Source organism: Mucilaginibacter gotjawali, from assembly GCF_002355435.1.
Lineage (GTDB): Bacteria > Bacteroidota > Bacteroidia > Sphingobacteriales > Sphingobacteriaceae > Mucilaginibacter > Mucilaginibacter gotjawali.
Genome location: NZ_AP017313.1, coordinates 958,558 through 980,281, shown reverse-complemented (window position 1 = coordinate 980,281; position 21,724 = coordinate 958,558). Strand labels below are relative to the sequence as shown.

The window sequence follows — 21,724 nt, the reverse complement described above, 5'->3', positions numbered from 1 at the left end:
CATTTCTAAATAAATAATACTTAAATTGTGGCCTGTTAAACCAATTAAAGCCATGATAAAGACATTATTACCCTGCCTGCTGGTTTCGCTTTTCCTGATTACCTGTAAAAAGGAGAAAAAGACTGTCAAGTCGGTTACTTATAGCGTTATAGGCAACTGGACCTTATACTCATACCAAACCAATTTTGGCATTGGCGTAAACGCAACGGTTACCCAATACCCATGTATGGGGTATAATACTTTAACTTTTTATGCTGATTCTACCTCGAGCCAGAATTATTCGGGAATCGACACCTGTTTTATCACGCCTACTCATATAAAAGCTGATGGCGCACAAAATTATGGCATTCCCGGGTTATTGCCTCTGGCATCTACCTGGCGCCAAAAAGGGAATAATATTTACATGACTTACCCGGGTAACCCACAAAAGGTACCGGGCGTTGTAAGCACTGCAAATGGTAAATTACAAATCACCTTTAAAGACACCATTACCAGCGGCGCTCATACCTATTATATAACTTCGGTTGAGTTGCAGGAGTAGCTCTATTTAAATAAAAAATATGAAGTATTTTATTTTGCTTACTGTTTTATTATTGTCAGTTCACATTGTAAACGCCCAAAATGACCCTGCATCAATAAAGTTTATAAGATCTGTAATTCACGACAAGGGGATAACCTATACCGATTCATTGGGCGGGGCTACCCTTAAAAATATTAAAAAGGCGATAGATAGCTTATCCGAGAACAATTACTTATACTTAGGCAAAAACAAAAAAAACCAGGAAAATTGAGCTTTACAAGGGCGGAGAAATTATATATAAATGAGCAACTTTCTACCTTACAATCTTTTACATGGCAACCTGGCCTGTTAACAGGCGCGAAATTTGTAAAGATCGATACCATCAGAAAATTATTTGCAGATTCAAATCAATTTTCCGCCTGGCAATACATAAACAAACATTATGGAGGGCAAATTTGTAGCTTTAGTAAACCGATATTCCTTCGAAATAGCACTGTTTGCATTTTCTATAAGGATTATGACTGCGGCAGCTTATGCGGGGGCGGAGGCTTGTATGTTTACATAAAAAGAAATGGCATTTGGCGGATGGAATACATGCTATATGCCTGGGCGACTTAATAATTTAAAACCGACATTATCAATGCTTAAAAAAACATCTTTGGGTATTATTATATTGATGGGATTAACGTCTTTCATCCGCCCCCCTAAAAGTATTGTATCTAATCATTTTACAAAGCCGCTCTATTTCGAAATTCCCCTGGGCGCTATCCGCCCGCGTGGCTGGCTGAATGACCAACTGGAGATCATGCGTGATGGCACCACAGGCCACCTTGACGAAGTGTATGCGAAACTAAAAAACGATAACGGCTGGCTGGGCGGTAAAGGCGATGGCTGGGAAGAAACCCCTTACTGGCTGGATGGCGCCGTACCCCTTGCCTGGCAGCTTGATGATGCCACCTTAAAAGCCAAAGTTTTAAAATATATTAACTGGACCATCGATCACCAGCGTCCATCCGGTTATTTTGGGCCCATTACGAAAGCAGAGCGCGACAGCGGCGCGGTTATTAACCTTGCCAATTGCCAGAAAGGCGAAGACTGGTGGCCTAAAATGGTGATGCTAAAAGCCATGCAGCAATATTATACGGCAACGAACGACCCAAGGGTGATTAAATTTATGACGGCGTATTTTCATTATGAATTGCGGGCGCTTAAAATTTGCCCCATCAATAAATGGAGCGATTGGGCCGAAAGTCGTGGCAGCGAAAATATTTTAGTGGCCCAATGGCTGTACCAAAAAACGGCGGACAAAAGCCTGCTGGCTTTAGCTGACCTGCTGGATAAACAATGTTTTGCATGGAGCGAATGGTTTGCCGGCCGTAATTGGGCCATCAACGCCGCCGCGCACCAGGATGACAAAGACTGGATGCACCGCCATGGCGTTAATGTAGGCATGGCCATAAAAGCTCCCGCGCTTAATTACCAGCGTACCGGCAACCCCGCCTATTTAAATGCCATGAAAACCGGCTTTGGCGATATCATGACGCTGAATGGCCTACCGATGGGCGCCTTCTCCGCAGATGAGGACCTGCACGGCAACCTGCCCACGCAGGGAACCGAACTTTGCGCGGTGGTGGAAACCATGTACTCGATGGAAGAAGCTATGGCCATTACCGGCGATACCCGCTATATGGATGCGCTGGAACGGATCACTTTTAATGCTTTGCCTACCCAAACAACGGACGATTATAATAATAAACAATATTTCCAGGTGGCTAACCAGGTGGAAATTGCCCGGGGCGTTTTCGATTTCTCGCTGCCCTTTGGCCGCGAGATGAACAATGTTTTGGGGATGCGCAGCGGTTATACCTGCTGCCTGGCCAATATGCACCAGGGCTGGACGAAATATACGCAGCACCTGTGGTTTAAAACGCAGCATAACGGGCTGGCATCATTGGTTTACGGCCCTAATCAACTTAAAACCACCGTTGGTGCTGGTAATACGGCCATCAGCGTTGCTGAAGTGACGGATTATCCTTTCAGCGATGAGATCGGGTTCAATTTATCAACCCCAAAACCGGTGCAGTTTGACTGGCAGTTCCGGATTCCCTCCTGGTGTAGCTCGGCTACCATCAGCATCAATGGCGTTGCAGCAAAAACAGGTAAAGGCGGGCAACTGGTTAACATCAGCCGGATTTGGAAAAATGGCGATCAGATCGGCCTGAAACTACCTATGCAAGTGAGCGTATCTGAATGGGGGCGCAACTCAAGGGCGGTTGAACGCGGGCCATTGGTTTACGCGCTCAAACTTGGCGAACGGTGGGAAAAGGGACATGATGAACATGAAGGCGATTATTTTAGCGTTTACCCCACCGGTAACTGGAATTATGGCCTGTCTGAACAAATTGTGAGCGACCCTGCCAAAACCCTTACAGTTACAGAAAAGCCATTAAGCGGGAAATTTGTGTGGAACCTGCAACATGCCCCGATTGAAATAAAGGCCGAGGGCAGGCTGATCCCCAACTGGCAATTAACCGATGGCGTGGCCAATCAGCCCGTAACCGACAGGGACGGCGGCTACAGGGGAGCTGTGAGTGATACCTTATCCCACTTTACCTTGATTCCGTATGGATTTACAAAGGTGCGGATCGTTGCTTTCCCCGTGGTGAAGAAATAAGCGTTGAAGATAGCGGCTAATTGCCGGACGCGGCATATAAGGATGCTGCAATGCTCACCGCTATATCGTTTAGTGAACTCGCCTTAAATTCTTTCAGCCTTGCTTTAAAGGTATCCGGGTCATTTACTGAGCGGGCGTAATCGTTGCTGTAACGAGCAAAATCACCATGAGCGTATGGGCCTTTCGCAAACTCGGCCAGGCGGGCCTTAAAAGTAACCAGGTCATATTTTGACCCTGCATAGTATAATGCACCGCGCGAAACGTCCAGACCGTCAAGGCCGACGTTCTGGAATTCCTGCAGCCGGTTTTTAAAAGTCGCCAGGTCATTTACCGAACAGGCATAAAAAAGTTCATCATCTTTCAACTTAATACGGCCCAGCCTGGTGGCTGAAAAATCATCCACCCGTGCATCAAAAAGCAAAAGGCTATTATTGGAAGCTGCGTAGGAAAGCGCCATTAAATCGGGATCAGTTTTAGCCAGATCGCTGTTTTGAAACTCCTGCACACGGCTTTTAAATATGGCCAGGCCGGCAGCAACACGGTTATTTTCTGGCTTGCCTATATTGAAGGAGGTAACAAAAAAATAAACGGCAATGATAATTGAAATAATGGTGAAAGGCTTTTTCATCGCGATGGATTTACGTACTTAAAACTGAAATCCTTAAAAATTATTGTGGTGTGGAAAGTAACTGAAAAACTTAAGCCTGGGGTATAGTTTTTGCGGTCGGCGATGCGCAATAATTTAAACGCAATTAAAATATAAGGAATATCAAGTACCTTTAAGTACTTTCGCTAAATACCATCAAATGCCAGCAGACAATAAATCCTCCGGAACTACCAAAAAAGAGTTATCCTATATTGACAAGGTCTGGCAAACAGTAGCCATAGTAGCATTACTGGTAGTATTTATCCTTATCGCCCGGGTTGCTTTTAATGTATTGCTGATGGCGCTGGCCGGATCGCTGATGGCGGTTTATTTTCACGGACTTGGAGATATGATCCAGCGAAACACAGGGATGAAACGCACCTTTTCCATGATGATTTCCATAGCAGGAACGATCATCATTGTGGGGCTTTTATTTTGGTTTATCGGTGCAAAAATACAAACGCAGGTAACCCAGTTAAGCAACGGCCTGCCGCACACCATCAATAATGCAAAAGCTAAATTGAATGAAACCCCGGTGGGACAAAAAGTGCTTGACAGTTTTTCGGGCGACAACTCAAAAAAGCTTTATGATACGGTACAAACTTTTTTTAACACCAGCTTTGGCGTATTGGGCGACCTGTATATCATTCTGTTCCTTGGTATATTTTTCACCGCCAGCCCCTCGCTTTATAAAGACGGGATGCTGGTGCTGATCCCACTGGATAAAAAGCCGGTGGCCAACCGGATCTTCGACAGGATAAGCCTGGCTCTTAAAGGCTGGCTCAAGGGCATGCTGTTATCCATGGTGCTTATTACCATTTTAATCGCTGTTGGCTTAACCATTGTCGGCATACCTGCATCCATGGTACTGGGATTGATAACAGGAATACTGGAAATCATCCCCAACTTCGGGCCGCTGATCGCAATGGCGCCGGGGGTACTGCTTGGGTTAACCGTTGGTGGCGGCACCGCTGTTATCGTGGCGTTGTTGTATATCGTATCACAAACCATTGTGGCCAATATAGTTACCCCGCTGATCCAAAAAAAGATGATCAACCTGCCACCTGCTTTAACGTTGATCAGCCAGTTAATTATGGGTGCTTTGTCGGGCGCTTTAGGAATTATCCTGGCCGTGCCGCTGCTGGCCATGCTGGTTATTTTGGTAGACGAATTGTATGTAAAGAAAATGGATCAGGCGGCCGCAGAAACAGGCAGCTCCACATAAAAAGTTGTTCCCTTGCCGGGTACGCTTTCAAACCAGATACGGCCATTGTGGTCCTCAATAATTTGTTTGCTGATGTAGAGGCCAAGGCCAAAAGGTTGTTCACCCTGGGTACCAGTCCTGCGTGCCGAGGTAAACGGATCAAAGATCTTATTCCGGATGTCTTCGGGTATACCCAGGCCGGCATCGTTTACGCTGATCAGCAATTTATCTTCAATTTGTTTGCTTTCGATATGTATCGCTGAGCCTTCCGGGCTGAATTTAATAGCATTTACAACCAGGTTGTTCATCACCCGCCATAACTTTTCGGTATCGCCATTAATTTTAACCTGCACATTGCTGTTTAAAGTGAGTTGCTGGCCTTTATCCTGTGCCCTGAAACTGAGCAGGCTAACACACTGCTGAAGCAATTCATCGGGGTTGATAGTTTCAGTTTTAATCTTTTGCCTTTGGTCAAAATCTGTTTCCAGCAGTTCATTGATCAGGTCTAAACAATTTTTACTGCTTACCTGTACCAGGCCCATCAACTCCTTCATATCTGCAGGTAAATTTTCATCGGGGTGAAGCATTCCGCTAATGGTACTAATCGCACTGATTGGGTTACGAAGATCGTGCGCAACAATTTTTATCAACCTTGAATAGTTTTTATTCATTACGTCAAGCGCTTCCATAGTGGATTCTGACTGTTCAAACTGCAGGCGCAGGGCATCTGATGTTTTTCGCAATTTCTTCCAGTTGCGCCATAAGATCACCAGGATAACTATCATCAGTGCGCAAATAAACACCGCAAGGAATAAAAACCTTAACTCGTACCTGGATTGCCCCTGGGCTGCCTCCAATTGCTGATCTTTAAGCGCGTACGCAATAAAATCAATTCCCGATTTATTTTCAACCCTGTCCCGCTCTTCATGCAACATTACCAGCTGCTGGCTGTAAAAAAAAGCCTTTGAGGTATCCTTGCGGGCGGTGTAAAAATTATATAATTTTTTGGTGATTGATTCTGTATAAACTTTATAATCTTTTAGCTGGGTAATGTACAACGCTTGTTTATAATAGCTTACCGCCTGGGCCGAATCAGTTTGCGCAAATAAGTCGCCAAGGTCAATCAGGATATCGAGGCTTAAATAAAAAAGTTTGTTTTTTATGGCATCATAAGCGGCTTGCTGCAATAGGGCCAGGCCTTTGTCACGCTGCCCGTTTTTGATATAATTATCAGCCGTCAATTGCTCAATAGCAAGTAAAACACGCCTGTCTTTATATTTCTCGCCGATTTTTTTTGCCTTGTTGATATAGACAGTGAGCGAATCCTTTTGAAAATTGCCGGGATATAATATTAAATAGTTATACCAAACCAATGACATGATGGAATCGCGGCTGAGCCGCCTGCCCGCTTCAAGGGCATCTTTAAAGCTGCCCACCGCTTTTTTATCCACACCCTTTTCATTGTATACCATGGCAATATTCATCATCGACTGGACCATGTTGGCCGTGTCGCCAATAGACTTAAAGCGGTTATAGCCATCATTATAATAGCGAAGCGCCAGTTCAAGGTCGCCCTTCATATCATAAACTATCCCTAGGTTGTTAGCTGATTCAGCCTTTCCCTTATCATATTGCAGCCTTTCGGCAATGTTGCGTGCAAGTTGTGTGTAGGCAAATGTACTGTCCACATTGTTTTCATAAAAAAGCAGGGCCAGTTTGTTTAATGCGTCTACATAGCGGAGGCTATCTTTTATTAAGGGCAGTTGTTTTTGAAGATTTTTGATATCGTCAATTTGTCCGTAGCAAACCACGGACAGCAGCATCATTGAAGAAAAAAGCACGACAAGTTTTTTCATATCAAAAAAGCCAACTCATTGTTCAAAATTGTCATATGAGGAATATCCATTTAGTTACAAGGCATTTGCAGCTAATATGTTTTATCCTTATACCGGAATTCAACTAAAATTGATGCATTTTATGCAAAATTTTTTGTTTGATAATGTTTCTTCCTCCCGCGGTTTAACGCGGGTTAAAACCTGCTGGTAACATCAAAGGCCAAAGCATAATATATTTACACTTTGGCCTTTAATTTTGCCGCTGCCCTAAAGGGATAGGAGCCGGAGTTTGAGCCGGTTAGTTTTGCTTATGAATTTCAACCCGGCGGTTTAAAGCCCTGCCTGCTTCAGTACTGTTATCACCAACGGGATTGGCGGTTCCGTACCCTGCAGCGGTTATATTTGCCGCACTTACCCCTGAATTAACCAGGTACTCCTTTACTGCATTTGCCCTGTCGCCCGATAAGGTTTTATTATATTCTTCAGTGCCCTCAACGGAAGCATACCCGCTTAATGTAAACCTGGCGTTTGGATTCATCTTCATTGTTGCTGCTGCTTTATCCAAAACCGGGTACGAAGCTGTTTTTAATATTGCAGAATTAAAATCGAACTGGATATTACCAAAATTGTAATCAGGCTTTTCTCTTTCCACCGGGGCAACCGGTTTGGTTTCGGTTTCCGGCTGCTGTTTTGGCTGTTCAACCGGCGGAGCTGCTGCAGGGGCTGTAGTTTCAGCCGGCTGCACCGTTTTTTTTGCGATCACCTTTTTGGCCTTGCATGCCTGTAACGAAATTAGTGCGCATAAAATAGCTATAGGAACGTAACTTGAACGGATAAATTTCATAGTGGGTTTTTCGAATTTTTTGTGAATTTATTAAACATTTATAGCAGCCCGCCGCACAATATGCAACAGAACTAAACTACACTTTAAACGAACCAATTGTTAAAAGTGGTACAAATACCTGAGGGAAATTTTCAAAAATGGCGGGCTGCGGCCTTTAAAATCCTATAAATAGGCCTCAAACCGCACCGGGTGAAGAGCGGTTTTTCCGTTCCAAATAAATGAGAGAAACGATTTCATGATGCCAGGAAGGTAAATCAACCGGAAGGAAAGAGGTGAACCGGGCAAATCCGGCGGCGACCTTTGCAATGCATTATTGCACCGCCGAAATAACAGAGTAGCGATGTTACCGGTTTCTAAGGAAAACCGGTAACATCGCCAGCATTGAAATGCTATTTTTTTGCAGGTTTTGTTGAAGATTTAACGGCCACCGCTTTTTCATCGGCTGCAGGCATTGTCTCAACCGGTTTTACAACGGCCGGTGTTTCAAGTTTTGCAGGTGCGGCAGATGGCTTACTTTTTGTTTTTGCCTTTGGGGCCTTTACATCAGGTTTAACATTTTTCAACACTTCAAGCGATAAAACCTCTTTTTCAAATTCTATTTCTTTGGAAAGTTTTTTTGCCAGCTTTTTTGCAGCCTTTTCTATGGTTTTTGCAAAAGATTCCGATTCCTGTTTGAGCTTGGATGCAGCTGATTTAAGGGCTTTCAGCACGCTTTGTTCAATATCGGCAGCGGCGGCTTTCCTGGCGGTTTTCACCGCGGATTTATGATCATTATTTTTCATATTGTTATTGGGATTGATGCGAAGTTACGTTAACGGAACATAAAATCCATATTATCATTATGTTAACTAACCTGATTCTGTTAACATTAGATTTTGTATTTTGTTACAGCAGTAACAATAATACTTTTACCTGCCTGATCCCGGGGGAGGTAGTATCGCCGGTTTATCAGCGCCCGCCGATATACAGCGATAATACTATTGCCGCCAGCGCGGGCGCCGCCTGTATAAAAAAAATCCTCCGGCTTACTGTTATTGCACCGTAAATGCCGGCGATAGCCACGCATGCCAGGAAGAACAGGCTCACATTTTGCTGCCAGCCGGGATTTTTGATCAGCAGGCTCCAGATAAGGCCTGCCGCCAGGAAGCCATTATACAAACCCTGGTTACCAGCCATTGTTTTTGTTGAAGCAAACTGATCAGCCGGGATAGTTTTAAAAACTTTGGGCCCGCGGGTTGTCCAGGCAAACATTTCGAGATATAAAAAATAAAGATGCAATACCGCTACAAGGGCAATTAAGGCTTTGACCAGGATTTCCATAATTGAAAGGTTAAGCCCTAAAATTAGGAAATTAATAAATGATAAAGCCAATAGTAAACAAAAATCCCTGCCGGTGATCTTTGCAAATGCTACGGGCAGGGACTTTTAGCTATAAAGACCAAGAACGTTTTTAAAATTTCCGGTTAGGGCAAAAAGAAGTGAAACCCTGCAGAAAGTGCAACGCCGTTTTCGGGCACAGTAGTTTTTACGCTGCCTGAGTTAACTGCTCCATTGGTTGGCTGGATATTATAATTGGTAGTATATTTTTCATAATTGTACAAATATCCCAGCGCAACATCCAGTGCTACACTTTTTCCGATAAAATGAGTAATACCCAAACTGCCGTTTGCCCTGAATATGAACATGTTGTTATCATTTGAAGTGCTAACATAACTATCGCCCGGTGAAACGTGCGATTCATTTGTACTGCCGCTACCTGAACCTACCAAAGCAACACCTTGTATGTATAATAAGGTTTTTGACGGGGTGGTATTAAAAAAATAATACCTTAAAAAAGGCCCGATGGCGTACGTTGAACTGTTAGATGTGGCCACTGTGCCCGTTCCCGACGCATCAGTAAGGGTAATATTATCTTTAATATGGCTGTAGTTAACATTAAGATTACCGCCAATAACCAAATGATCAGTAACGAACACGCCGAGCGCAGGGCTAACACCGATCTCGAATTTTTTATGGTCTGTTTTTTGAATATTTCCTGTGGAATAATCATAGGTTAAAGTACCTGAATTGAAGGTAGCCGTGCCGATATCCGAACCGACAAATAAATTCCCCTTGGCTATTTGCGCTTTAACGCTGCTTAAGCCAGCCATACACACTGCTGCAGCTAATAATATCTTTTTCATAAAATGTTTTTTAAATGGAGGTTAAACTAATTTATGAATAAGTAACAAAAAAATTAACTAAAGGTTTTATAAAATAAATAAAGTTTCTTTTATAGAAACTTTACCTATTAACAACCATTGATTTAAATAATTGATAATGATTGTAAAATAATATTAACAGCCACTTGCCGCCTGTTTTCTTCAGCGGCTGAAAGACCAACGACTGTCAAACCGGCAAGTGCAACGGCTTTTAATCCGGGAGTTAAGAGCAGGGTGTACAGGAAGATTAGCGGTACCTGGCTGACTCAAATCCTCGCTAATTCTCCAATGATCATTACGCCGGTGATGATTACCGCGATAACCTGTAACCAGGTACGCAGCGCCGGCTTTTGAAACATGATCAATGAAAAAATAGCAGCACATATCAGTGACACCATCCCCTTAACGTACAGGTTATCGGAGAGAATTTTAAGGCCAATGAACAGGAATGCAGCACAACAGATGATGCAAACGGCCTTATAGGCAATAAGATTGATTTTGGCAAGGTTCATTTGCTGATACTTAAATATACCGCCCCTTAAAATACCTGCTCCACCCTTTTATCGGGGTAATTTACTTTTTCGCTTTTCCGTACTCCATTTACTATAATGTGTACAATGTTGATCTGGTCGTCAAAAAGGTTATACAACAGGCTGGCATCCACATCTACCTTTTTTACCGGCGGCAATTTGTCTGATTCAAGGTAAATATCCGTTGAACCGCGATTGATCTCGAAACCGAGGTAGTTTAATTTTACCGGCGCATTATCAGCGCTCAGCTTTAGGTTTGCAGCAATATATTCTTTAATCAGCGCATCCATGGCGGCATGCATTTCGGTTTTGTTCAGGTCGGTTTTAGCATGGTACTGTTTAACAAGTGCAGCTTCAAAATCATCGGTAAAAACCGTGCAGATCACTTCGAACCTGTTGTCCTTTACATTGTACTCAATATTGCTGGTGCTTACATGGATGGGGTGCGGCAATTTAGCCGCTGGCTTTACCGGTGCCAGTTGGCCAAGCAAAATGTAACAATATAATAGCGGTTTAAAAATAAAGCCCCCCATAGTGTATTGAAATTTTAATAATTAAAAAAACGCCCTAAATTAGTGCTTTAATCGCTGAGTTCGCAATGTCCGATTTTGGTTTTTATTTTAAAATGGGCTGGGAACATATCATCAGCAAAGATGCGCTTGACCATCAGCTGTTTATCCTGGCGCTGGCCTGCGTTTACACTATTGGCGATATAAAGCGTGTATTGATACTGGTTACTGCTTTTACCATAGGGCACTCACTTACGCTGGCGTTAAGCGTGTATGATATTATCCGGTTCCCCGGCAAATGGACAGAGTTTTTAATACCCTGCACTATTTTTATAACTGCGCTGAATAATATATTCCAGGTGGATAACAAGGGTAAAAGCGCAAGGATAAATTATTATCTTGCCTTGTGTTTTGGTTTGATCCATGGCATGGGCTTCGCCAACGCCATCCGGATCATGCTGGCAAAGGATCAAACCATCGGCTGGGGCCTTTTTGGTTTTAATATAGGGCTGGAAGCCGGGCAGATATTTTGCGTGGCCATTATCCTGATCATCGGTATATTGTTCTTAAATATTTTAAAAATTAAAAAACGGGACTGGGTGTTTTTTCTGTCTTCGGGCGTGTTTGCACTTTCGGTTAAAATGGCGCTGGAGAGAATTCCATTTTGAGGAAGTCGGAAAAGTCAGGAAAGTCCGAAAGACAAAAAATAGCACGAGCCAACTTCCCAGATAAAAAACAATACATCTTCCGGACTTTCGGTCTTTACTGACTTTCGGACTAAAACAATGCATCTTCCGGACTTTCGGACTTTTCCGACTTTCCGGACTAAAAAACAAAACTGACCTCTAAATAATTAATAACATGAAAAAAGTTTACTCTTCATTATGTTTCGCACTCGCTATTACCGGCATGGTAAAAGCCCAGGATATCCAGAATAATCCGGGCAGCAACCACGGGAATAAATTTGAGCAGCTGGGCACTATTTTGCCTACGCCAAATGAGCAGCGAACCGCCAGCGGCGCACCGGGCGCCAAATACTGGCAGCAACGCGCAGATTACGACATCAAATGCTCACTGGACGAGAAAGCCCTTAAACTTACGGGCTCGGAAACAGTAACGTATTACAACAACTCGCCCGACCCGCTGGATTATATCTGGCTGCAGCTGGATGAAAACCAGCATAACAACTTTGACAATGCCAACTACCAGAGCAGTACCACTATGCCAAAGGTGGCCAGCACAACCGCACTTGAAAGGGCCGAAATTGCGACAGAAGACAATGGTTATGGCGATAAAATTGCCAGCATTACCGATGCACTGGGTAAAGCACTACCTTATACCATCAACAAAACCATGATGAGGATTGATTTGCCTGCTTCCTTAAAACCCGGCCAGCATATGGTTTTCCATGTAAAATGGAGCTATAAAATAAGCGACAGGATGACTATGGGCGGTCGCGGTGGTTATGAATATTTCCCTGGCGACGGCAACTATTTATTCACCATGACGCAATGGTACCCCCGCCTTTGCGTTTACAGCGATTTCCAGGGCTGGCAAAACCACCAGTTTACCGGCCGTGGCGAGTTTGCGCTAACCTTCGGTAATTTCCACGTGCAAATGACCGTTCCGGCCGACCATGTAATTGGCGGTACCGGCGAATGTATCAACTATGCCGCGGTGTTAACCCCGGCACAATTAGCCCGTTACAACCAGGCAAAAACATCAAAAGTACCGGTGGAGATTGTTACCCTTGATGAGGCTAAAAAACGGGAAACCAACCCAAGCACTGCTACCAAAACCTGGGTATTCCAGGCCAATAACGTGCGCGATTTTGCCTGGGCATCGTCCCGTAAATTTATTTGGGACGGCATGGGCCAGCCTGTTGAAGGCAATAATGTATTGTGTATGAGCTTTTACGGTAAAGAGGCTTATGGCCTTTATCGTAAATACTCAACCCGCCTTGTGGCACATACGGTAAAAACATATTCAAGTTTCACCTTTGCTTACCCTTACCCTGTTGCACAAAGCGTTGAAGCAGCAAACGGCATGGAATACCCGATGATCTGCTTTAACAATGGCCGTACCCAGCCCGATGGCACCTATAGCGAAAGCACCAAGAATGGGATGATCGGTGTAATTATCCACGAAGTGGGCCATAACTTTTTCCCGATGATCGTAAACAGCGATGAGCGCCAATGGAGCTGGATGGACGAAGGCCTTAACTCATTTGTTGAATATTTGACCGAAGAGCTTTGGGACAATAAATTCCCCAGCAAAAAAGGAGCTGCTTATACCCAGGTGGACTATATGAAGTTGCCGAAAAACGAATTGGAGCCTATCATGACCAATTCTGAGGACATCGTTCGCTTTGGGCCAAATGCTTATACCAAACCGGCAACCGGCTTAAATATTTTGCGCGAAACCATTATGGGCCGCAAGCTGTTTGATTTTGCCTTTAAAGAATATGCAAGGCGCTGGGAGTTTAAGCACCCTACCCCCGGCGATTTTTTCAGGACGATGGAAGATGCCAGCGGCGAAAACCTCGACTGGTTCTGGAGAGGATGGTTCTATGGTATCGACCCTTGCGATATTTCGCTTGATTCGGTAAAGGTGGCCAAAGCCGACCTTGACGGCAACCTTCCGGCAACATTTGCCCAGGGCAGAGCGCCAGGCACCGCCCCTGCCAATAAGGTTGCGGCGCCGATTGTGAACAATTATGAAGATATCTCGAAGATCCGCAACCGCGAGGACAAGACGATCCAGTTTTACGTTGACAAGGACACTACCGTTCGCGACTTTTACTGGCGCTATGACCGCGGGCTTGCAGCGGTAGACAGTTCGAAATTCAAGGACATGACGAAGGCTAAAAACATGGCTGACAACCGCACGCCCGAGCCGTTTACTGATGCTGATAAAGCTAAATATGCCAATAAGTTTTTTTATGAGCTGAACTTCAGCAATAAAGGAGGCCTGGTAATGCCGATCATTGTACAGTTTACCTATACGGATGGCAGTAAGCTGGTCGACCGGATCCCTGCGCAGGTATGGCGGCTGAATGAAAAGCACGTATCTAAATTTTACGTGCAGGATAAGGAAGTAGCCTCGATACAGGTTGACCCCTACAGGGAAACCTGCGATATTGACGAAAGCAATAATTATTGGGGCAAACTGCCCGAGCCGTCAAAATTCCAGGTGTTTAAACAAAAAGCTGCCGCAGGCGGCCGCGGGCAATCTACCGGGGTAAACCCGATGCAGGTGGGCAGCGGTAAATAGGACACGATTTACAAGATTGCAAAGATTTACAGATAAATTATTAAACTCCCGAAGTTTTAAAAACTTCGGGAGTTTTTTATGTAGCGCTTTACTGCCCCTTGGTTTTCCAGTACATATAGGCAATCCCCCCGATAACGATAAAGGCGAGCACTATGAGGCCTGCTTTACCTTTGCGTTTATCCTGGCGCATCAGCCAAACTAAAAATACAACAAGCGGTATTACAAAAACTGAGTAAAAGATAAGTGATGGTATGTTCATTTTTTTTAGTCCATAGACCATGGTCCATAGTCCATAGTTATTTTAGAAATTTTGTATTAATACTTAAGTTATATTATCCATGGTCCATGGTCTATGGACTATCGAACCATGAACTAAAGCGGATACCTCGCCAGCGGCGCAACCCCCTGCCCTGTAAATTCGCCTTTTAAAAATTTATAATAACCTGCTATGGCTATCATCGCGGCATTGTCGGTACAATATTCCATTTTGGGGATAAAGCTGCGCCAGTTATTTTTTTCGCATAATTCAAGCAATCCCTGCCTTAAACCTGTATTGGCAGATACCCCGCCTGCCAGCGCCAGATCTTTTATATCATATTCCTTTGCGGCTTTGGCTAGTTTGTTCAATAAAATAGTAGCGATGCGTTTTTCAACTGAGGCGCAAATATCGTTTAAATTTTTTTGAATAAATTCCGGATCAGCGGCAACGTGGTCGCGGATAAAATACAGGATTGATGTTTTGAGGCCGCTGAAGCTAAAATTAAGCCCCGGGATCTGCGGCTCGGGGAATTTGTAGGCGTCAGCATTGCCCAGGCGGGCATACTTATCAATCAAGGGGCCGCCCGGGTAAGGCAAACCCAAAATTTTGCTTGTTTTATCCATGGCCTCGCCGGCAGCATCGTCCAATGTCTGGCCGATCACTTCCATATCAAAATAATCTTTCACCAAAACAATTTGCGTATGCCCGCCCGATACCGTTAAACATAGAAACGGGAATGAGGGTTTATTATCTCCGATAAAATGCGCCAGCACATGGGCCTGCATGTGGTTAATATCAATAAGCGGGATGTTTTTGGCAAGCGCAAAAGCCTTTGCAAAGGATACGCCCACCAATAATGAGCCTAAAAGGCCCGGGCCGCGGGTAAATGCTACTGCATCAATATCATTTTTGTTTACTTTTGCGTTAATTAATGCCTGCTGTACGGCAGGGACAATATTTTGCTGATGAACCCTCGAGGCAAGCTCGGGGACAACACCACCATAAGCTTCGTGTATGGTTTGATTTGCAATTACATTGCTTAATATTGCACCATCAACACAAACGGAGGCTGATGTTTCATCACATGAAGATTCGATCCCGAGTATTACAGACACTGTTATTGAATTAAGTGGGTTAGTGAATTAGTAAATTGTTGAATAAATGAGTTTTTATTGAATTATGATCCTGATCATTAAACTATATTCCGTTAATAATGTTAAACGATAAAAAAATCATTAATTCAGCAGTGGAATTTTTCAATTAGTATGGAAATTAAATCACTAATTCAACAATTCACTAAATCACTAATTATTTAATCTGCAAAGTTATTAAAAAACTACTCAAAATAGCGTTAAGTATTGTATTGGTTGTGCTGCTGGTGCTGAGTATCGTGTTGCTGCTATTTCAATACAAACCTGTACAAACCTGGGCGGCAAAAAAAGCTGCGGCTTATTTGTCTGAAAAGCTTCAAACCAAAGTAGGTATTGCAGGCCTTTATTTTCAGCCATTTAGCTCGGTGGTTATCGATAGCCTGTATGTGCTGGATAAACAAAAAGACACGTTGGTAAGTACCCCTAAACTAACGGTGGAGCTGAATGCATTAACGCTTTTCGGCAAAAAGAAACATGTTATTGATTTTAAACTGATCCAGCTGGATAATGGTTCGGTTTACCTGAAAAAACAAAAGGACAGTACCTCCAACCTTAAATTCATCCTTGATTATTTTGCCTCAAAGGATACTGCTAAAACGAAAACCAAATCTGCGCCTACGCAGCTTATTTTTGAAAAAACAGTGATCCATAATCTCCATTTCCGGTATAAAAACAAACTGGTGGATACCTTTATGAAGCAGGTGAATTTTGATGATATAGATGTGAAGAACTTTAGCGCCACCATCAAAAATATGGACATTGTGCACCACCTGTTTAAAGCCAATGTAACTAATCTGACGCTGCGCGAAAAAAGCGGTTTCTACCTTAAAAGGTTTGATGCCAACGCTACGATTGATACCAACCAGATCCTTGCACAAAACCTGTATGTGTTAACAAACCGTTCATCTCTAAAAAATTATTTCAGGATGAAATTTAAGTCGTTTGACGACTTCCAGGATATTGAGGACAAAGTTTTTATGGATGGGGATTTCCACGCATCCCAGATATCGTCCAGCGATATTTCTTACTTTACCGGCGGGCTTGACCGTGTTCGGTTTGACCTTGGCCTTGATGGCCGCATCAAAGGCCTGGTGAATAACCTGAAGGCAAAAAACCTGCTGATCACCGGCGGTAAAGCAACCTATATTAAAGGCGACTTTAATTTACGCGGCCTGCCGCGTTGGGAAAACACTTTCCTCGATTTGAATTTTGAGCAGATAGCGACCAACAAAGCCGATATGGATTACCTGTACAGCAATTTTACAGGCACACCCAACCGGCATGCGCCTGAAATAATAGCCAAATTCGGCAACATAAATTTTAACGGCAGGTTCACCGGCTTCCAGAACGATTTTGTGGCATACGGTACTTTTAAAACCAAACTGGGCCGCTTTGATCCGGATATCAATTTAAAGATCAATAAAGCAGGCATTCCATCCTATAGTGGCAAGCTTGATACTTATGCATTTGATTTTGGCAGTTTTTTAGGCCAGGCTGACCTTGGCCGCGCCACACTAACTGCCAACGTGAAAGGTAGCGGAGACGCATTAAAAAATCTGAACGCAACCCTGAACGCAAGCGCGGGGTTAATTGATTTTAAAGGCTATACTTACCAAAATGTAACTATAAACGGCTCTTTTAATAAAAAAACAGCGATCGCAAAAATTAATATTGATGACAAGAACATAAAGCTTGATTTAAACGGCAGCATAAACTTAAACCCGGCCCTACCCCAATATAAAATTGATGCCAGTATCACCAACGCGCATTTGCACGATTTAAAATTAATGGGCGACACCGTTACGCTGACAACAACCCTATCCACTGATTTTGCGGGGAATGACCTCACTAACCTTACCGGCAATATATCCCTGAAAAACACCAGGCTTATCGACCCAAGAAACAATGTGCCTATTGACTCGGTGATCCTCTCTTCAACTGGTACGGGTAACAACCGGATGATCAGCCTGCGCTCGGATGTTACTGACGGCTATATAAAAGGAAAATTTGACCTGGCAACGCTTCCCTCCTATTTTAAAACTATCATAAAAAAATACATCCCATCACTAAAAACGGATATTGCGCCTCCAAAACCACAGGATTTTGCGTTTAACCTGACACTCAAAAACCCAGACCTGCTGATTGCTATTTTTAAACCTGAGCTTAAAATACCAGACCAGGGCACCTTTATAGGGCAGTTTAATTCGGCAGATAAAACGGCCACCCTAAACGTGTACGTAAAAACCATACAATTAGGTAAAATGGTGTTTCATGATTTTATTATTGACGAAAGCACCAGCAGCAGCGACCTTTCTTTAAACATGTCATTAAGCAAAATTAATATTACCGATAGTTTGTTTGTTAAAAACATCACGCTTATTAACGTAGTCAAAAACGACAGTTTAAATTTCAACGTCAAACTTTCGGATCAGAACGCAGTAAATTCGCTGGATTTATACGGCCTTGTTAATTTCGGCCGGGATACTACTGCAAAGCTGCAGCTGTTACCGTCGGATGTGATTTTGGAGCACCGGGATTGGCGGCTCCAGGAAAAGGTAAGGGTAAGGTTGCTTGATGGCAAAACCCAGGTTTCGGGTTTCGAGCTTTCAAACGGGCCGCAAAAGGTTAGGATAGACGGGTTTATTTCGGATAACCCGGCAGATCAGCTCAAGCTAACCTTCGAGAAATTTAATATGGCTACCCTTAACCAATTGACCAAGGCTGCCGGCATTAAACTAAAAGGCACATTAAGCGGCGATGTTAAATTTACATCCATCATGAAGTCGCCGGGGATTGACGCCTTGCTGGGAATTGACTCGCTTACGATGAACAAAACACTGGTTGGAAATGTGAAGATTGAATCGAACCTTGGGAACGACCGCAAACAAGCCAATATCAAACTAAACATCCACAACCACGGGTTGGAGACCATGAATATTGCAGGGGTTTATTTACTGGGGCATCAAACGGATGACAGTATGGATTTTAATGTAATAATGAACCAGACGGAGGCGATTATATTTGAACCTTTTATAAAAGACCTGGTTTCCAACATTAAAGGGACAGTTACCACCAACCTTAAGTTAACTGGGCCACCATCAAAACCGCAGTTAAACGGCAACATAATTTTAGCCAATACCGGCATTACGGTTAATTATTTGAAAACACCTTATACCATTACCGACACCGTAGATGTGGTGAATAGTGTGATCAACATTAACCATATGACGCTAAGGGATAATAAAAAAGGGGTAGGTATTGTAACAGGAAAGGTAGACCTTAACGATTTTGCCAACCCGGATATTGAAGCGGTGGTAACCGCTAAAAACCTGATGGCGCTGAATACTACCTTTAGGGATAACCATGTATATTACGGCACCGCTTACGGCAGCGGCAAATTTAGTTTTAGCGGCCCGGTTGATAACATGAAAATTGATATTACTGCAAAAACAGAAGCCGGCACGGTATTTAACATTCCGCTGAATACGTCTTCAACCGTAAGTGATTATGACTTTATAAAATTTGTAAGCCACAACGACACCACCAAACAACAAAGCACCCAGCCGCGCGCCTTCAATGGCGTTACACTGAATTTTGACCTTACCGTGGATGAAAAGACCACGGTTAAGATCAGCACCGACTATGGTGTACTGGAAGGTAACGGGCAGGCAAAAGGCCTGAAACTTAATATAAATAGTTTGGGCGACTTTGAAATGTTTGGCGACTTTTTGATAAGTACAGGGAAATTTGAGTTTACCGCAAAAGATTTTATCAGTAAAAACTTTACCGTGAACCAGGGGGGCACCATCCGCTGGACGGGAAACCCATCCAACGCTACCATTAACCTTAACGCCATTTATGAAGTGCGGACAGACATTTCTCCGCTGTATACTGCTGCAGGTTCAGCGTCTCCCAAGGGGCAGTCACTTGAGCTGGTGCAGGCTGACCTGATATTAACCAAATCGTTATTGCAGCCTACCATCGATTTCGATTTCAATTTCCCGCTGGATCCCTCTGTTAAGGAAGATTTGAGCACTTATCTTTCAGATGCTAACAATCGCAGCCAGCAAGCATTAAGTATTATCGTACGGCGTCAATTCTCCAACGGCGCCAATAGTAATTTTACTAACCAGGTTTTCGGCACTGCAAGCGAGGCCGTAAGTGAGTTTGCGTTTAATAAGCTAAACAACCTGATATCCCAGTCGAATATTAAAAATTTCGATCTCAACATACGGTCGTTTAATGACGCCAGCGCATCGTTCAGGTTTATGAACAGGCTAACTATTACGGGGAGCTTATTTAACACAAAAATAAACAACAGCAACAGCGCTTATAGTAATACGCTGTTTCAAAACACCAACAGTTTTTTTAATTCCAACTTCAACCAGTTAACCAAGGATTTTGAAGCGCAGTACCTGATCAGGAAAAATGGCGACCTTAGCGCCAGGTACTCCTACAGGGTGTTAAACAGTACCACATTAACAACGCTTTACAGTAACCTTACCGAGCAATATGTAAACGGTTTAGGATTGGTTTACCAGCGGGATTTTGATAATTTCGGCGAGTTCCTGAGATATCTTTTCAGAACGAATCCAAAAAAGATCATTCCTATCAATCAAAACAATACCCCGCCAAAACCCACCACCGATATACCGGTTACCACACCTCCCAAAGAGCCTGCGGGCCCGCAAGAGGATGAAGATCAGTGATCGAGCATAATGGTATGCTGCATTTTATCTCTTTTTGTTCTCAGGTAAACCTCATTATGCGGGTTTGAAGCGATCTCGATCGGTACATTTTCAACAACCTCCAGGCCGTATCCAATTAACCCGGCCCTTTTTTTAGGGTTGTTGGTCATTAACCGCATTTTTGAGATCCCCAGGCTGCGCAATATCTGTGCGCCAACACCATAGTCGCGCTGATCCATTTTAAAGCCGAGTTCCAGGTTGGCTTCAACCGTATCCATTCCGTTTTCCTGCAGATGATATGCCTTGAGTTTATTGATGAGGCCGATGCCCCTTCCCTCCTGGTTCATGTAAACAATGACGCCTTTCCCCACTTTGTTGATCATTTCCATGGCGGCATGTAACTGGGGGCCGCAATCGCAGCGGCAGGATCCAAAGATATCGCCGGTTACACATGAACTGTGCACCCGTACCAAAACAGGCTCATCAGGCTCCCAACTACCTTTTACCAGGGCCAGGTGATTATCACCCGTATCTACCTGGGTGTAGGCGATCATATCAAAATCACCCCATTGGGTAGGCATTTTTACTGATACATCTTTAACTACCAATGATTCAGTAGCGAGCCGATAGGCGATCAGATCCTTTATCGAGATAATTTTAAGGTCAAACTCTTTCGCCATTTCAAGCAGGTCGGGCAAGCGCGCCATCTCACCGTCTTCTTTCATAATCTCGCAGATTACGCCCGCGGGTTCAAAACCGGCAATTACTGAAAGGTCAATAGCAGCTTCGGTATGGCCAGATCGGCGCAACACGCCGCCGTCTTTGGCTATCAGCGGGAAAATATGCCCGGGCCTGCCCAGGTCCTCAGGTTTGGTGGCCGGATCAATTAGCGCAAGCGTTGTCCTCGACCTGTCAGATGCTGAAATCCCGGTAGTGCAGCCTGCAAGCAAATCTACCGAAACGGTGAAATTTGTTTCGTGCGAGGTGGTGTTATGGCTAACCATGGGTTCAAGGTTAAGTTCTGCAGCGCGTTTTACTGTAATAGGCGCACAAACCAAACCTCGCCCGTATTTAACCATAAAATTGATGGTTTCGGGGGTAGCATTTCGTGCGGCTGTTAAAAAATCGCCCTCGTTTTCACGATCTTCATCATCAACTACTATAATTATTTTGCCATTCCTGATTGCTTCAATGGCTTCCTGTATGGTATTTAGCATTATTATTTTTTTAGAGATAAGTTGTTGAAAGGCTGTAACGTTGCAAAGTTGAAATGTTGGTTTACCCTAATATTTCCATTGTCACTTTTAACCTACAACCTGATCATCTTTCTTACAGGTACAAATTTACGAGATATTAAGATCATTCGGGTCGGCGCTTTGTAAATATGTAC

At 43.7% G+C, this 21,724-nt stretch carries 18 protein-coding genes; 7 read left to right on the top strand and 11 right to left on the bottom strand.

Annotated features, from left to right (window positions below; translation table 11 throughout):
• The first annotated feature begins 52 nt into the window (after positions 1–52).
• The 3 genes from MgSA37_RS04425 (at position 53) to MgSA37_RS04410 (ending at position 3,194) form a co-directional block, all read left to right on the top strand.
• On the top strand, positions 53–541 hold the full coding sequence (locus MgSA37_RS04425; RefSeq protein WP_096350032.1) for a hypothetical protein: 489 nt from the start codon (positions 53–55) through the stop codon (positions 539–541).
• 19 nt (positions 542–560) lie between these two features.
• A complete protein-coding gene (locus tag MgSA37_RS04420; protein WP_096350031.1) occupies positions 561–791 on the top strand; it encodes a hypothetical protein in 231 nt (76 codons plus the stop codon).
• A 369-nt stretch (positions 792–1,160) separates the two neighbouring features.
• A complete protein-coding gene (locus MgSA37_RS04410) occupies positions 1,161–3,194 on the top strand; it encodes a beta-L-arabinofuranosidase domain-containing protein (RefSeq protein ID WP_096350029.1) in 2,034 nt (677 codons plus the stop codon).
• A 16-nt stretch (positions 3,195–3,210) separates the two neighbouring features.
• Here MgSA37_RS04410 and MgSA37_RS04405 read toward each other — a convergent pair whose 3' ends face one another.
• Complete coding sequence (locus MgSA37_RS04405; protein ID WP_096350028.1) at positions 3,211–3,822, bottom strand: hypothetical protein; 612 nt, start codon at positions 3,820–3,822, stop codon at positions 3,211–3,213.
• A 178-nt stretch (positions 3,823–4,000) separates the two neighbouring features.
• Here MgSA37_RS04405 and MgSA37_RS04400 point away from each other — a divergent pair, with 178 nt between their 5' ends.
• Complete coding sequence (locus tag MgSA37_RS04400; RefSeq protein WP_096350027.1) at positions 4,001–5,065, top strand: AI-2E family transporter; 1,065 nt, start codon at positions 4,001–4,003, stop codon at positions 5,063–5,065.
• Here the strand turns inward: MgSA37_RS04400 and MgSA37_RS04395 are convergent.
• The 7 genes from MgSA37_RS04395 to MgSA37_RS04365 form a co-directional block, all read right to left on the bottom strand.
• Positions 5,032–6,900 (bottom strand): tetratricopeptide repeat-containing sensor histidine kinase, encoded by a 1,869-nt coding sequence (locus MgSA37_RS04395; RefSeq protein ID WP_096350026.1) that lies wholly within the window; start codon positions 6,898–6,900, stop codon positions 5,032–5,034. The genes MgSA37_RS04400 and MgSA37_RS04395 overlap by 34 nt on opposite strands.
• A gap of 277 nt (positions 6,901–7,177) precedes the next feature.
• Positions 7,178–7,723: an OmpA family protein gene (locus MgSA37_RS04390; RefSeq protein ID WP_096350025.1), complete on the bottom strand. Its 546-nt coding sequence runs from the start codon at positions 7,721–7,723 to the stop codon at positions 7,178–7,180.
• A gap of 389 nt (positions 7,724–8,112) precedes the next feature.
• Positions 8,113–8,505 carry a hypothetical protein gene (locus MgSA37_RS04385; RefSeq protein ID WP_096350024.1) on the bottom strand — a complete coding sequence of 131 codons (393 nt, stop codon included), beginning with the start codon at positions 8,503–8,505 and terminating at the stop codon, positions 8,113–8,115.
• 166 nt (positions 8,506–8,671) lie between these two features.
• Positions 8,672–9,043, bottom strand: coding sequence for a DUF1304 domain-containing protein (locus MgSA37_RS04380; RefSeq protein WP_096357267.1), 372 nt, complete (start codon positions 9,041–9,043; stop codon positions 8,672–8,674).
• A gap of 143 nt (positions 9,044–9,186) precedes the next feature.
• Entirely contained in the window at positions 9,187–9,906 is a 720-nt protein-coding gene (locus tag MgSA37_RS04375) for a hypothetical protein (protein ID WP_096350023.1), read from the bottom strand.
• Between the two features lie 284 nt (positions 9,907–10,190).
• Positions 10,191–10,436: a hypothetical protein gene (locus MgSA37_RS04370; protein WP_096350022.1), complete on the bottom strand. Its 246-nt coding sequence runs from the start codon at positions 10,434–10,436 to the stop codon at positions 10,191–10,193.
• Positions 10,437–10,462: 26 nt separating this feature from the next.
• Positions 10,463–10,945 (bottom strand): DUF6702 family protein, encoded by a 483-nt coding sequence (locus MgSA37_RS04365; RefSeq protein ID WP_157750428.1) that lies wholly within the window; start codon positions 10,943–10,945, stop codon positions 10,463–10,465.
• Positions 10,946–11,052: 107 nt separating this feature from the next.
• Between MgSA37_RS04365 and MgSA37_RS04360 the strand changes: the two genes are divergently transcribed.
• Together MgSA37_RS04360 and MgSA37_RS04355 are read left to right on the top strand one after the other, a co-directional pair.
• On the top strand, positions 11,053–11,631 hold the full coding sequence (locus tag MgSA37_RS04360; RefSeq protein WP_096350020.1) for a HupE/UreJ family protein: 579 nt from the start codon (positions 11,053–11,055) through the stop codon (positions 11,629–11,631).
• Between the two features lie 193 nt (positions 11,632–11,824).
• Positions 11,825–14,236, top strand: a complete 2,412-nt coding sequence (locus MgSA37_RS04355; RefSeq protein ID WP_096350019.1) for a M1 family metallopeptidase — start codon at positions 11,825–11,827, stop codon at positions 14,234–14,236.
• 88 nt (positions 14,237–14,324) lie between these two features.
• Here the strand turns inward: MgSA37_RS04355 and MgSA37_RS04350 are convergent, their stop codons facing one another.
• Complete coding sequence (locus tag MgSA37_RS04350) at positions 14,325–14,495, bottom strand: hypothetical protein (RefSeq protein WP_157750426.1); 171 nt, start codon at positions 14,493–14,495, stop codon at positions 14,325–14,327.
• A 113-nt stretch (positions 14,496–14,608) separates the two neighbouring features.
• Positions 14,609–15,610 (bottom strand): tRNA (adenosine(37)-N6)-threonylcarbamoyltransferase complex transferase subunit TsaD, encoded by a 1,002-nt coding sequence (gene tsaD, locus MgSA37_RS04345; RefSeq protein ID WP_096350017.1) that lies wholly within the window; start codon positions 15,608–15,610, stop codon positions 14,609–14,611.
• Between the two features lie 254 nt (positions 15,611–15,864).
• Here tsaD and MgSA37_RS04340 point away from each other — a divergent pair, with 254 nt between their 5' ends.
• Positions 15,865–20,355: a translocation/assembly module TamB domain-containing protein gene (locus MgSA37_RS04340; protein WP_157750424.1), complete on the top strand. Its 4,491-nt coding sequence runs from the start codon at positions 15,865–15,867 to the stop codon at positions 20,353–20,355.
• On the opposite strand, the gene MgSA37_RS04335 is transcribed toward MgSA37_RS04340, so the two are convergent.
• The gene (locus MgSA37_RS04335; protein WP_096350015.1) at positions 20,349–21,551 is read right to left on the bottom strand and encodes a bifunctional 3,4-dihydroxy-2-butanone-4-phosphate synthase/GTP cyclohydrolase II; all 1,203 of its coding nucleotides are present in this window, start codon (positions 21,549–21,551) and stop codon (positions 20,349–20,351) included. The two genes, MgSA37_RS04340 and MgSA37_RS04335, sit on opposite strands and share 7 nt — an antisense overlap.
• Positions 21,552–21,724: the final 173 nt, after the last annotated feature.